The 13,184-nt window shown below is 71.9% G+C and carries 13 protein-coding genes; 8 read left to right on the top strand and 5 right to left on the bottom strand.

The genetic code is table 11. From position 1 onward, the window contains the following. Positions 1-6: 6 nt before the first annotated feature. From ACPYO6_RS05040 to ACPYO6_RS05025, 4 genes are all read right to left on the bottom strand, one after another. Positions 7-654: a maleylpyruvate isomerase family mycothiol-dependent enzyme gene (locus tag ACPYO6_RS05040; protein ID WP_425713801.1), complete on the bottom strand. Its 648-nt coding sequence runs from the start codon at positions 652-654 to the stop codon at positions 7-9. A gap of 82 nt (positions 655-736) precedes the next feature. Continuing rightward, positions 737-1,807 (bottom strand): glycerophosphodiester phosphodiesterase family protein, encoded by a 1,071-nt coding sequence (locus ACPYO6_RS05035; protein ID WP_425713800.1) that lies wholly within the window; start codon positions 1,805-1,807, stop codon positions 737-739. A gap of 51 nt (positions 1,808-1,858) precedes the next feature. Continuing rightward, positions 1,859-2,692 carry a DedA family protein gene (locus ACPYO6_RS05030; protein WP_425713799.1) on the bottom strand — a complete coding sequence of 278 codons (834 nt, stop codon included), beginning with the start codon at positions 2,690-2,692 and terminating at the stop codon, positions 1,859-1,861. An 8-nt stretch (positions 2,693-2,700) separates the two neighbouring features. Then, positions 2,701-3,315, bottom strand: a complete 615-nt coding sequence (locus ACPYO6_RS05025; protein WP_425713798.1) for a class I SAM-dependent methyltransferase — start codon at positions 3,313-3,315, stop codon at positions 2,701-2,703. A 174-nt stretch (positions 3,316-3,489) separates the two neighbouring features. On the opposite strand from ACPYO6_RS05025, the gene ACPYO6_RS05020 reads away from it, so the two are divergent. Next, positions 3,490-4,728, top strand: a complete 1,239-nt coding sequence (locus tag ACPYO6_RS05020; protein WP_425713797.1) for an MFS transporter — start codon at positions 3,490-3,492, stop codon at positions 4,726-4,728. Further along, positions 4,725-6,398 (top strand): GMC family oxidoreductase, encoded by a 1,674-nt coding sequence (locus tag ACPYO6_RS05015; protein ID WP_425713796.1) that lies wholly within the window; start codon positions 4,725-4,727, stop codon positions 6,396-6,398. The genes ACPYO6_RS05020 and ACPYO6_RS05015 overlap by 4 nt, the downstream gene beginning before the upstream one ends. Before the next feature lie 114 nt (positions 6,399-6,512). Here ACPYO6_RS05015 and mftR read toward each other — a convergent pair whose 3' ends face one another. Continuing rightward, on the bottom strand, positions 6,513-7,256 hold the full coding sequence (gene mftR, locus ACPYO6_RS05010) for a mycofactocin system transcriptional regulator (protein ID WP_425713795.1): 744 nt from the start codon (positions 7,254-7,256) through the stop codon (positions 6,513-6,515). Positions 7,257-7,517: 261 nt separating this feature from the next. On the opposite strand from mftR, the gene ACPYO6_RS05005 reads away from it, so the two are divergent. The 6 genes from ACPYO6_RS05005 (at position 7,518) to ACPYO6_RS04980 (ending at position 13,170) form a co-directional block, all read left to right on the top strand. After that, complete coding sequence (locus tag ACPYO6_RS05005) at positions 7,518-8,351, top strand: mycofactocin-coupled SDR family oxidoreductase (protein ID WP_425713794.1); 834 nt, start codon at positions 7,518-7,520, stop codon at positions 8,349-8,351. Positions 8,352-8,544: 193 nt separating this feature from the next. Then, on the top strand, positions 8,545-9,381 hold the full coding sequence (locus ACPYO6_RS05000) for a mycofactocin-coupled SDR family oxidoreductase (RefSeq protein ID WP_425713793.1): 837 nt from the start codon (positions 8,545-8,547) through the stop codon (positions 9,379-9,381). Positions 9,382-9,483: 102 nt separating this feature from the next. Next, the gene (locus tag ACPYO6_RS04995) at positions 9,484-10,320 is read left to right on the top strand and encodes a mycofactocin-coupled SDR family oxidoreductase (protein WP_425713792.1); all 837 of its coding nucleotides are present in this window, start codon (positions 9,484-9,486) and stop codon (positions 10,318-10,320) included. Between the two features lie 100 nt (positions 10,321-10,420). Further along, on the top strand, positions 10,421-11,257 hold the full coding sequence (locus ACPYO6_RS04990; RefSeq protein WP_425713791.1) for a mycofactocin-coupled SDR family oxidoreductase: 837 nt from the start codon (positions 10,421-10,423) through the stop codon (positions 11,255-11,257). A gap of 54 nt (positions 11,258-11,311) precedes the next feature. Next, complete coding sequence (locus tag ACPYO6_RS04985) at positions 11,312-12,133, top strand: mycofactocin-coupled SDR family oxidoreductase (protein WP_425713790.1); 822 nt, start codon at positions 11,312-11,314, stop codon at positions 12,131-12,133. Positions 12,134-12,281: 148 nt separating this feature from the next. Next, positions 12,282-13,170 (top strand): IS5 family transposase gene (locus ACPYO6_RS04980; protein ID WP_425713789.1). Its coding sequence is split into 2 segments (ribosomal slippage): positions 12,282-12,644 and positions 12,646-13,170, totalling 888 coding nucleotides; the frame shifts between segments, so codons are not numbered across the junction. Positions 13,171-13,184 lie beyond the last annotated feature (14 nt).

The raw sequence follows: 13,184 nt of genomic DNA, 5'->3' as shown, positions 1-13,184 counted from the left end.
AGGGCCTCAGGCCGCGCGGGTGAAGCGCTCCTTCAGCGTCTCCACGCCGGGTCCCTCGAGGCGCTCGACGTACGCGGAGCGCCCGGCCATCGCCATGACGAGCTCGAGCGTGCGGCCGGTGACCTCGGGCCCCTCGCCGTACCGGAAGACCCCGTCGGTGGCGACGAGCTCGAGCCCCTCGACGGCGGAGCTCGAGTTGACCGCCCAGTCCTTGGCGACGTAGCTGAGGGCCACCTGCTCGACAGCGTCGTGGTCCGGCTCGGAGGCGATGCCGAGCGGGTGACGGATGTCCATGCCGTGCACGACCACCTCGCCGAGCCACGCCCACGTGGTGGGGGTGGGCTCGACCTGGCTGGGGATCGTCGTGCGGAACAGGAGCAGCGTCTCGGCCGGGGTGGCCCCCTTGTGCCGGTCGAGGAGGCGCTGGTTGTGGACGTTCGTGCGGAAGCGGGCGCCGACCATGCTCCGCAGCCAGGCCAGCGTGCCCGTGCTGCCAGCGGCCGTGAGGTGCGCGAGCGTCTCCTCCACCGTCCAGTCGCTGCTCAGGGAGCGGGTCTGCCACTGCTCGGCGGTGAGGTCGGCGAAGTCGTCGGCGAGGCGCATGCGCTCGGTCCGGATCGCCTGCCAGAGCCGGTTCCGGTCCCAGGTGTCCATGGGGGTCCTCCGCCCGTCGGGAGGGCCAGGATCTCACAGCGGTCCGCGGCGGCTCGCGGGCCGCGGACGACGGTGCGGGTCGTCAGGCCCCGGTGGGCGCGAGGCCGCCGGAGCGGAAGGTCCGCACGAGCTGCGCGGCGTCGTCGGCGATGATGCCGTCCACGCCCTGGTCGAGCAGGCAACGCACGTCGGCGGGGGCATCGACGGTCCAGGCGACGACGCGCAGGCCGAGGTCGTGGGCCATGCCGACGAGGCGGCCGGCGACCCGCGGGTTGCCCATGATGACGAGCTGGTTGAGGCGCCACGCGGCGTGGGCGAACGCGCCGCCCTCGGCGAGCCGGCGCGGCGGGTGGGTGCCGGACATCGCCGCGACGTAGAGGCGGAACAGGGACTGCCAGCCGAGCGCGGAGGTCACGCCCGCGCGGTCGCGGAGCTCGGCGAGCCAGCCGTCGAAGCCGCCGGCGACGCACACCCGGTCGGCCGCGCGCGTGCGGCGGACGGCGGCCACGAGCGGGCCGATCGCCGCCGCCTCCTTGATGTCGATGATGAACCGGGCGTCGGGGAACCAGGCCAGCAGGTCCTCGATGCGGGCGACCGGGCCGCCGCCGAGCACGGGGGTGGCCGCGAGCTCGGCCCAGGTGCGGGTGGAGACCGGGCCGGTGAGCTCGGTGACGCGGTCGAGCGTGGCGTCGTGGAAGGCCACGGCCACCCCGTCGGCGGTGACGCGGACGTCCGTCTCGAGGTAGGTGAGGCCGACGGCCGACGCGCGTGCGAAGGCCTCGGCGGTGTTCTCCGGCGCGTTCGCGAGCCCGCCGCGGTGGGCGATCGCCCACGGGCCGCGGTGCGCGCCGTAGGGGAGCGAGCGGGGGGCCTGCGGCGCCGGGAGCGGCTCGACGTCGACCGGGGCCCATGCCGGCGACGGGGCCGAGGGGTGCCACGGCGGGAGGTCGACCGTGTGCGTGGGGGAGACCGCGCGGGCGGCCGGGGCCGGTGCGGTGCGGGCCCCGGCGACTGCGGGGGCCGGCGGGAGGGGGTGCGCCGGCGGGGCGGCGGTGCGCGCCGGTGGGAGCGTGCGCGCGGGGGCCGAGGGTGCGGCGAGGTCAGCGGACGAGGAAGCCTCGAACGACGTACCGGGGTCCACGAGGATGGCCACGGCTCCATCCTGGGACGGTGCCGGCCGGATCGGCCGTGGCGCGGCTCACGATCACGAACTGTTCACCGAGCCGCCGCCCGGGTGTCGTCGAGGGGTTGCCACGAGGTCGCTCTCGGGGCCGTCCGGGCTGGTCGGGCGGGGCGCCGGGGCGTCGTCGTCGGTGGCGGGGTGGTCGGCGGGGTGGTCGTCGTCGGAGTGGTGTGCGTCGTCGTCGGGGCGGGTGTCCTCGGGCACGGCGGGCCGCTCGGCCACGTGCCGGACCGCGAGGCCGACGGCACGGGTGCGGCGTCGGCGGCGGAGGCGTCGCACGACGAGCACGACGACGACGATCGCGCCGATGATCCCCAGCACGAGCGAGTACGTGGTGACGACCTCGTTGATGAGTTCCGAGCCGCGCTGCCCGAGGTAGTAGCCCGCGACGACGAACACGCCGTTCCACGTGCCGGAGCCGATCGCCGTGGCCAGCCCGAAGGTCAGCGGGTTCATGCGCTGCGTGCCGGCGGGCAGCGAGATGAACGCGCGGAGCATGGGGATCCAGCGCACGAAGATCACCGCCCACGCCCCGTACCGGTCGAAGAACGCGGTCGCCCGGTCGATGTCCGCCGACTCGGTCAGCGGGACCTTGAGGAGGAGCCGCCGGGCGCGGTCCGGGCCGAGGAGGCGGCCGCCCGCGTAGATGACGTAGGCGCCGACCACCGAGCCGAGCGTCGTCCAGCCGAGCGCCCACCAGATCCCGTACCCGTTCTGCTCGGCGAGCATCCCGACGAACGGCAGGAGGATCTCGCCGGGGATCATCGCGACGAGGTTCTCGAGGGCGAGGACGAGCGCGATGCCGGCGCCCCCGAGGGCGTCGACGACGGCGAGCGACCAGCCGACGAGATCCACGGGGCGGCTCAGGCGTGCGTGAGGACGGCGACGAGGAAGTCCGACGACGGGCGCAGGGCGCGCAGGTCCCAGGTGCCGAGGAGGAGGTCGGGGGCGAGCCCGGCGGCTCCGGCGTCGGAGAGGAAGTCGTCGACCGGGTACCCGCGGTCGGGCCCGAAGCCGATCGCCGCGCGGCCGTCGGCGGCCAGGTGCCGTGCGAAGCCCTCGAGGGCGGGACGGCGCTCGGAGCGGGCGAGGAACGTCATGACGTTGCCGGCGCAGACGATCGCGTCGAACGGCTCGGCGGCGCCGGCGCGGTCGGCGAGCGCGGAGTCCAGGTCCGCGATGTCCCCGACCAGCCACTGCGGGCCCGGGTGGAGCGCGCGGGCCTCCTCGACGAGCTCGGGGTCCAGGTCGACGCCGACCACCACGTGGCCGGCGGCCGCGAGGTGCCCGCCGACCCGGCCCGTGCCGGCACCGGCGTCGAGGATCCGTGCGCCGCGGGGGACCAGCGCGTCGACGAGCCGCGCCTCGCCCGCCAGGTCCGCCTCGTTGTCCGCCATGCGTCGGAACCGCTCGATGTACCAGCGGGAGTGGCCGGGATTCTCCGCGAGCATCGCGGTCCAGCCGTTGACGTCGTCCACGTCCCGACACTAGCCGCGGGCCCGGTGCGGCGGGCAACGGTGTGGACGGGGGAGAACTGGCCGGAACGGCAGGTGGTGGGTGTGGCAGGACGCGAGGGCGGCGGCGTAGGTGCCGGTGTGGGTGGCGGTGCCCACGTCGGCGTCGTGCCCCGGGTGGGCGACAATGGCGAGGACATGACGACACCACCAGGGGCCGCGCCCGCACCGGGGGACGAGCCGATGCCGCGGGAGATCTGGGTCCTCGTCGTCGCCTCGTTCATCGTGGCCATGGGGTACGGCCTCGTCGCGCCCGTGCTGCCGACGTACGCGCGGTCGTTCGGGGTCGGGGTGACGGCGGCGACCGTCGTCGTCTCGGCGTTCGCCCTCATGCGGCTCGTGTTCGCGCCGGTCGGCGGAGGACTGGTGGGCCGGCTCGGCCCCCGGATCGTCTACGTGGCGGGCCTCGTCATCGTCGCGCTCTCGACGGGGGCGAGCGCGTTCGCCGGCGACTACTGGCAGCTGCTCGTGTTCCGCGGGCTCGGCGGCATCGGGTCGACGATGTTCACCATCTCCGCCGCGTCGCTGGTCATCGCGCTCGCCCCGGTGGCGAAACGTGGACGGGCGTCGGCGCTGTTCGGGTCGGGCTTCCTGCTCGGGAACGTCTTCGGTCCGGTGCTCGGCGCGGCCCTGTCCGGGCTCGGGCTGCGGGCACCGTTCGTCATCTACGGCGTGGGGCTGCTCGTCGCGGCCGCGGTGGTGGCCGTCTTCGTCCGGCCGTCGCGGGCCGAGCGCGAGGCGGCGAAGGCCCGCGTGGTCGCCGAGCCCGCGCAGCCGCCCATGCGGGTGGCCGAGGCCATGCGCGATCCCGCCTACCGGGCCTCGCTCGTCTCCGGGTTCGTGCACGGCTGGGCCAACCTCGGCGTGCGGATGGCGATCGTCCCGCTGTTCGCACTGACCGTGGCGGGCTCCGGGCAGTGGTCGCCCGGCGTGGCGCTCGCGAGCTACGCGATCGGCACGCTCGTGGCGCTGCGCTGGACGGGGAGCGCGATCGACCGGGTGGGGCGGCGGCCGCTGCTGCTCGGCGGGCTCGTCGTGTCCGCGGTGACCTCCGTGCTCATGGGCCTCTCGCCGCACGTGGTGATGGTGCTCGGGATGTCCGTCCTCGGTGGGCTGTCCGCCGCGGCGATCCAGCCCGCGCAGCAGGCCGTGCTCGCCGACGTCGTGGGGCGCGAGCGCAGCGGCGGGTCCGTCGTGGCGCGCAGCCAGATGGCGATGGACGCCGGCACGATCCTCGGCCCGATCGTCTCGGGCCTGCTCGTCGACGAGCTCGGGTACGCGTGGGCGTTCGGCCTGGCCGGGGTGATGCTGCTCGCCGGTGCGATGCCGTGGCGGACCGCGCCGGAGACGCTGGGGCGGGAGTCGCGGGAGACATGATCGAGACGGGGCGGGCGGCGGACGTCGTGGTGGTCGGGGCCGGCGCCGCCGGATGCGCCCTCGCCGCCCGGCTGGCGGACCTCGGCCGGCGCGTCCTCATCGTCGAGGCGGGCGCGTTCACCTTCGACCCCGTGGTGACGGTCCCCATGGGGTTCGTGCGCACGATGGTGCGGCCGGGCCTGTCGTCGCAGTACGAGGTGCGTCCGGCGCAGGAGGGGGTCGCGCCGGAGCCGGATGGTGCCTGTCCCGGGTCGGCTGGTGAGGAACCTGACCCGGCTGGTGACGACACCGGCGGGAACGCCCACGGCTCCTCCGAGACGTGGCTGCGCGGCCGCGGCCCCGGCGGCTCCACCCTCGTCAACGGCACGATGTACCTCCGCGGCGAGCCGCATCTCTACGACGCGCTCGCGGCCGACCTGGGCGCGCACTGGTCATGGCGCGAGTTCGAGCCGGCGTTCGAGGCGATCGAGCGCCGCCTCCCCGTGCCGCCGCCCGCGAGCGACCCGGGGGACTCGGAGGTGCTTCGGGCACTCGCCGGCGGGCTCGCCTCGACGGGGGTGCCGTTCGTACCCGACGTGCGTGCCGCCGTCGGGCCCCGTGCCGGACGGACGCCCGCGTCGATCGTGCGAGGCCGTCGCGCCGCCGCGTGGCGCCTCGTAGCTCGGCACCTCGCGACGGGGCGGGTGCGGCTGGTGCAGCGGGAGCGCGCGGTGCGGGTGGTCCTCGAGCGCGGCCGGGCGGTCGGGGTCGAGGTTGTCGACGCGAAGGGTCGGCGCCTGCTGCACCGCGGCCGGGAGGTCGTGCTCACGGCCGGTGCCCTGGAGACCCCGCAGCTGCTCGAGCGGTCGGGAGTCGGGGACCCCGACCGGCTCGCGTCGCTCGGCATCGAGCTGCAGGTCGCGTCACCGCAGGTGGGAGAGGGGCTCAGGGAGCAACGGGGCGCGACGGTCAAGGTGCGCGTCCGTGACGGCCTCGGGATGAACGCCGCTCTGCGGGGGCGGGGCCTGCGCCGCTCGGTCCTCGAGTACCTCCTCACCGGCTCCGGACGCCTCGCGCGCGGGCCCTACGACCTCGTGGCGTCCGTCGATTCTCGCGGCGGTCAACACCCTGACCTGCAGCTTCTCCTCACCGAGGTCTCCACCGACGACGACGGGCTGACCCCCAGCGGGCACGCCGGTCTCATGGTGCAGGCGTTCCCGCTGGTCCCGCGCGCCACCGGGTCCGTCCATGTGACCGGGGCGGACGTCGACGCGCCACCCGAGGTTCGCGGCCCGCTGCTCGGCGACCCCGCGGACCGGGAGATGGCCGCCCGGGCGCTCGAGGCCGCGCGCGCCGTCGTCGGGTCGGACGCGGTTGCCGCGATCGATGCCGAGGAGCTGGTGCCGGGACGTCTCGTGCCGTCCGGCGACGTCGCGGCTGCGGCGCGGTACGTGCGGGACACCGGCGGCGCGATCTTCCACTCGGTGGGCACGGCGGCGGCCGGCGGGACGGGCGCGGTGCTCGACGAGCGGCTGCGCGTGCGGGGTGTCGGCGGGCTGCGGGTCGCCGACCTGTCCGCCTTGCCCTCGCACACCTCGGGCGGGACGCAGTCGGTGGCGATGGCTCTCGGGCACCTGGCCGGCGGGTGGATCGGCGAGGACGGTGTGGCTGGCCGCGAGGCGCACCGTTGACGGCGCGGTGGGCGACGGAACTGCTGTGGCCGGCCCTCCGGCCAGGGTCGTTGTTTCCGGCGGAGGGGTGACGCGGGGTTCGTCGTCGTCGGTGATGGTCCTGGGGGCGACGTGCTAACGGGGTGGGTCGAGGCGCGCGGTGAGGGCGGCGGAGACGTCGGCGTCGAGCAGCTCAAGGTCCGTGACCGCGTCGAATGCGGCGTCGATGCAGGTGGCGAGGTCGGCTGAACGCCTCGGGATCCACTGGCGGTAGGCGGCGACGGCGACGGACAGTGCGACCTCGCCGACGAGCTGGGGGCCGAAGGCGGAGGCCTCGGCCTGGAGGCGGCGGGCCGCGAACTCGGCGATCGCGCGTCGCCAGCCCTGGAACTTGAGCAGGGATCGGGCGATGAGGTCGGGCTCGGTGAGGATGAGGCGGAGGCGTGCGCGGTGCTGCGCCATGCCCTCCGGCGGGACGCGGTTGAAGTCGACCACGGCGGTCCGCAGCGCCGCCATCATCGGGACGTCGTCGTCGACCTCGGCGAGGGCGGCACGCAGACGCTCGACCTCCGCCTCGAAGTCGCCCCACACCACGTCCGCCTTTGTCTCGAAGTAGCGGAAGAAGGTGCGCCGGGAGACGCCGGCCGCGGCGGCGATCTGCTCGACCGAGACGTTGGCGTACCCGTGCTCGGTGAAGAGCTCGACGCCGATCGTGGCGAGCTCGTGGTGCGTCGTCGCGCGAGGGCGGCCGGGGGGTCGGTCGGAACCGGTCGCGGCCCGGTCGTCGGGACCGCTCGTCGTCGTGTCGTCGTCTCCGGTGGGCCGTGCCGGGGCGCGCGGGCCGCCGCCCGCCCCGTCGTCGCTGACGTCGTCCTGCATCGCTCCGTCCCCTTCAGGAATCCATTGCAGTGGCACTCAGTGTCATATACGCTCCCATGAGGATCGTGTGGGCTGGCCCACACATCAGGACGAGGCCCTGGCGACCGTTCGAGGAGGAACGCATGACCCAGTCCACCACGGCACCGTCCTCGGCCTGATCCGCCGCCCGCGGCCTCGTGCGCGCGGGACCCGGCGAACGACCGAGAGGCGGGTGCCCTCCTCGGTCGCGCGCACCACCACACCGACGTGAGGAGCACAACCATGGCAGGACGACTCGAGGGCAAGGTCGCCTTCATCACCGGCGCGGCCAAGAGCCAGGGCAGGAGTCACGCGATTCGGCTCGCGCAGGAGGGGGCCGACATCATCGCCGTCGACATCCTCGAGGACATCGCCACGGCGCCCTACGCGATGGGGACCCAGGAGGAGATGGACGAGACGGTCCGGGCCGTCGAGGCGCTCGACCGGCGCATCGTCGCGCGGCAGGCCGACGTCCGGGACTCCGCCCGCCTGACCGAGGTGCTCGACGAGGGTGTGGCCGAGCTCGGGCGGCTCGACATCGTCTCCGCCGGTGCCGGGATCGTCTCGGGCTTCCGGCCGTCGGAGGAGATTGACGAGCAGACCTGGCAGGACATGATCGACATCAACCTCACCGGTGTGTGGAAGACGTGCAACGCGGCGATCCCGCACCTGCGTGCCTCCGGCGGCGGGTCGATCACCATCACGAGCTCTGTCGTCGCGCTCAAGCCGGCCCAGAACGTCGTGCACTACGTCGCCGCGAAGATGGGTGTCATCGGGGTCATGCGGGTGCTCGCGCTCGAGCTCGCGAAGGACAAGATCCGCGTCAACACCATCCACCCGACGACGGTGGCGACGGACATGACGTTCATGCAGCCGATGTACGACCTGTTCCGGCCCGACCTCGAGAACCCGACCAAGGAGGACTTCCTCGAGGTGACGCACACGCTCAACCCGTACCCGGTCGACCTCATCGAGTCGATCGACCTGTCCAACGCGCTGCTGTTCCTCGCGTCGGACGAGGCGCGGTACGTCACGGGCATCGAGTTCCCGGTCGACGCCGGGAACCACATCGGGTGACGTGTGGCCGGGAAGCTGTAGCGGACGGACTCAGCCCGGAATATCCATCCGGATGCATGAGTTGGAGCCGGTGACGACGAGGACAGGCGGCGAGCCGCAGGTGGCGCCCGGCGACCGGCGCGGACCGCCCGCCCCACGTCCGTCATGACCGAGAGATCCGTTTGAGCATCACGACACGAAGGAGTTGATCGATATGGCTGGCCGTCTCGAGGGCAAGGTTGCGCTGATCTCGGGAGGTGCACGCGGGCAGGGGCGCTCGCACGCGGTGCGTCTCGCCGAGGAGGGCGCGGACATCATCACGTTCGACATCGCCGCGCCGGTCGAGGGCGTCAAGTACCCGGCGCCGACCGAGGAGGACCTCGCGGAGACGGTGCGCCAGGTCGAGGCCCTGGACCGCCGGATCGTCGCCCGGGTCGCCGACGCGCGCGACTTCGCGGCTGTGTCCGCCGTCGTCGACGAGGGCGTCGCTGAGCTCGGCGGGCGCCTCGACATCGTGTCGGCCAACGCCGGCATCTTCACCTTCGGCTCCCCGGCGATCGAGGAGTCCGAGGAGGACTGGGACACGATGCTCGACATCAACCTCAAGGGTGTCTGGCACACGGTCAAGGCCGCCGCCAAGCACATGATCGAGGCCGGCAACGGTGGGTCGGTCGTGCTCACGTCGTCGACCGCGGGGATCCTCGGCACGCCGAACGTCGGCTCCTACACGGCGGCCAAGCACGGCGTCGTCGGGCTGATGAAGACGCTCGCCAAGGAGCTCGGCCCGCACCGGATCCGCGTCAACACGATCCACCCGACCTCGGTCAACACCCCGATGGTGCTCAACCAGGCGCTCTACGAGCTGTTCGCCCCGGACCTGGAGAACCCGACCGAGGAGGTCTTCCGCGAGCGGCTGCAGGCGCTGCACGCCCTGCCGATCTCGGCGATCGACCCCGTGGATCTCTCGAACGCCATCCTCTTCCTCTCCTCGGACGAGGGTCGCTACGTCACGGGTACGCAGCTGAAGATCGACGCCGGCTTCACGCTCTGACCGATCGGTGCCCCGGCGTGCGCGGCCGCGCCGGGGCGCCGCCCGCACGGGCCGCAGCACCGCGGCACACGCATTCCCACGACGACGAAGGAGCTTGACGACATGACGGGTCGCCTCGAGGGCAAGGTTGCCTTCATCACCGGTATCGCGCGGGGGCAGGGTCGCAGTCACGCGGTCCGGCTCGCGGAGGAGGGCGCAGACATCATCGGCGTCGATCTCCTCGAGGACGTGCCGCTGATCCCCTACGCGGGCGGCACCCAGGCCGACATGGACGAGACCGTGCGTCAGGTCGAGGCGCTCGACCGCCGGATCATCGCCGCCAAGGTCGACATCCGGGACGAGGCGGCGATGCAGGCGTTCGTCGACTCCTCGGTCGCCGAGCTGGGCGGCCGGCTCGACATCGTCAGCGCCAACGCCGGGATCTCCGGCCCGATGATGCCGACCATCGAGCTCGACCACGAGGCGTGGGCGCAGATGATCGACATCAACCTCACGGGCCAGTGGATCACGACGAAGGTCGCGGCCCCGCACATGATCGCGGCCGGCAACGGCGGTTCGATCGTGCTGACGAGCTCGGGTGCGTCCCTGCGGGCGAACGCGAACATCGCGCACTACTCGGCCGCCAAGGCCGGCGTTGTCTCCCTCATGCAGACGCTCGCCAAGGAGCTCGGTCCGCACTCGATCCGGGTCAACTCGGTGCACCCCACCCAGGTCGAGACGCCGATGATCATGCACGACGCGCAGATCAAGATCTTCCGGCCCGACCTCGAGAACCCGACCGAGGACGACTTCGCCGAGGCGTCGCGATCGCTGCACGTGTTGCCGATCCCGTGGGTCCAGTCGGTCGACATCTCCAACGCGATCGTCTTCCTGTCGTCGGAGGAGGGGCGCTACATCACCGGCGTCCAGCTCCCGATCGACGCCGGCGGTTCGCTCTGACCCATCGGTGCCCCGGCGTAGGCGGCCGCGCCGGGGTGCCGCCCCCAGTTGACAGGTCGCGAACGGTTCACCACTGATCACGACGAAGGAGTCTGGAGTCATGGCAGGACGAGTAGCAGGCAAGGTCGCCTTCATCTCGGGAGGTGCGCGGGGGCAGGGTCGTAGCCACGCCGTGCGCCTGGCCGAGGAGGGCGCCGACATCATCACGTTCGACATCGCGGAGGACGTCCCCAACGTGCCGTACGCCGGTGCCACGGAACAGGACCTTGCCGAGACGGTGAGGCAGGTCGAGGCGCTCGACCGCCGGATCATCGCTCGCAAGGTCGACGTGCGCGACGCGGAGGCCGTCAAGGCGCTGGCCGACGAGGGCGTCGCGGAGCTTGGCAGCATCGACATCGTCTCCGGCAACGCGGGGATCATCTCCGGACTCGCCCCGGCGCACGAGCTGCCGGTCGAGGTCTGGAAGGACATGATCGACATCAACCTCTCCGGCGTGTGGAACACGTGCCGAGCCGCCATTCCACACATGAAGGCCGGACGGCGTGGCGGCTCGATCGTGCTGACGAGCTCGGCCGCCGGCCTCATGCCGTACGCGAACTCCGCGCACTACGTCGCTGCGAAGCACGGGGTGGTGGGACTCATGCGCTCGCTCGCGCTGGAGCTCGGGCCCGACAACATTCGCGTCAACTCGATCCACCCCACCCAGGTGGACACGCCCATGATCCAGAACGACGCGACATGGAAGCTCTTCCTCCCGGCCGAGGAGCATCCCACCCGGGAGCAGTTCGGGGAGGTCTCGAAGGGGATGCAGGTGCTTCCCACCCCCTGGGTAGATGCGCGCGACATCTCCAACGCCCTTCTGTTCCTCGCCTCGGACGAGGCGCGGTTCATCACCGGCGTCCCGCTGCCCGTCGACGCGGGCACCCTCATCAAGTAATCGACCTCGACCACCACACTCACGACGAAGGAGTCACGAATCATGGCAGGACGTATGGAAGGCAAGGTCGTCTTCATCACCGGGGCCGCCCGAGGGCAGGGACGCAGCCACGCGCTGCGCCTGGCCGAGGAGGGCGCCGACATCATCGCGATGGACATCGCCGGACCGGTCGAGGGCTTCTCCCAGTACGAGCCCGCGAGTCCGGATGACCTGGCGCAGACCGTCCGAGAGGTCGAGGCGCTGGACAGGCGGATCATCGCTGAGGAGGGCGACGTCCGGAACCCGGATCGCCTCAAGGAGGTCGTCGACAAGGGCGTGGCAGAGCTCGGTGGCCGCCTCGACGGCATCGTGGCGAACGCAGCAATCGCCAACATCAATCACTGGCACGCCTTCTCGCAGGAGGAGTGGCAGACGACGATCGACATCAATCTGACGGGCGTGTGGAACACGGTCCGCGCAGCCGCGCCGACGATGATCGACGCGGGCAACGGCGGTTCGATCGTTCTCATCTCGTCGGCCAACGGCATCAAGGCCGGTCCGTTCAACGCTCCGTACAACGCGGCCAAGTTCGGCGTCACGGCGCTCGGCAAGTCCTTCGCTATGGAGATGTCGAAGCAGAGAATTCGGGTGAACACCATCCATCCGGGACCGGTGGACACCCTCATGGGCAACGGAGCGATGGGAATCATCGGTGACCTCGATCGGGAGAGCCCGGGCATTCTGCCGATGGCCAACGTGTGGCCGCGGCCGGAGGGTGACCCGAACTTCATGTCGCCGAGGGAGATCTCCAACGCGATTCTCTACCTCCTGTCCGACGAGTCCACCTGGACCACCGGATTGGCGATGAACGTCGACCAGGGCATGTCGCAGTACTGAGAACCAGGAGTGGAGCGCCTTCCCGGTGAGGAGCGAGCTGATGCGGCTCGTCCCCACCGGGAACGCGCGAACGGGCAGGCACCGGACGAGTGCGGCCCCTAGGGCGTGTCTCCTAAGCGGTGGCCCGGGTGTGCGTGAGTCTGGGTGGATGAGTCGCAGAAGTGTGTTGTCCGACGCGCAGTGGGAGACGATCGAGTCGCTGTTGCCTGCTCAACGTCCCTGGTCAGGTAGACCCAGGCGGGATCACCGCCAGGTGATCGAGGGAATCATCTACCGCTACCGGTGCGGTCTGGCCTGGCGAGATCTGCCCGAGGAGTTCGGGCCCTGGCAGACCGTCTGGAAGCGCCATCGAGCCTGGGCTCAGGACGGAACCTGGGACCGGGTCCTCGACGCTCTCCTGGTCCGCGCCGACGCCCAAGGAGAGCTGGACTGGTCGGTCGCGGTCGACTCCACGATCTGCCGCGCTCACCAGCACGGCACGAACCTGGCCCGCACCACAGGGGGAGCTGTGGAATCACAAGAATCTGCGCGTCGAGCCTCCTGATCACGCGTTGGGCCGTTCCCGAGGCGGACTGTCGACAAAGATCCATCAGCTCGTCGACGGGCACGGACTACCCCTGGTGATCCTGTGCGGGCCCGGCCAGGGCGGCGACTCACCCATGCTGCGCCCGTTGCTCGATGCCCTCTCGATCGACCGAGCCGGGCCCGGTCGCCCTCGAACGAGACCGGACATGCTGCGTGGCGACAAGGCCTACTCCTCGCGCGCCACCCGGCAGGCTCTGCGCCGTCGCGGCATCAAATGCGTCATCCCCGAGCCCCGCGACCAGCAGCAACACCGGCGCAACCGCGGCTCACGCGGTGGCCGGCCCGTCGGACTGGACACCGAGGCCTACCGCGGCCGCAACGTCATCGAACGCGGATACAGCGATGTCAAACAATGGCGCGCGCTGGCCACCCGCTACGACAAGCTCGCACTGACCTACCGAGCAGGAGCCGTCCTGCGAGCCGTCACCCAATGGCTCAACCACCTGCTTTAGAGACATGCCCTAGC

This window comes from Georgenia sp. Z1344 (assembly GCF_049856295.1).
In the GTDB taxonomy this organism is placed as follows: Bacteria; Actinomycetota; Actinomycetes; order Actinomycetales; family Actinomycetaceae; genus JB111.
The sequence above is the reverse complement of the archived record's forward strand: the minus strand, read 5'-3'. Positions and strand labels throughout refer to the sequence as shown.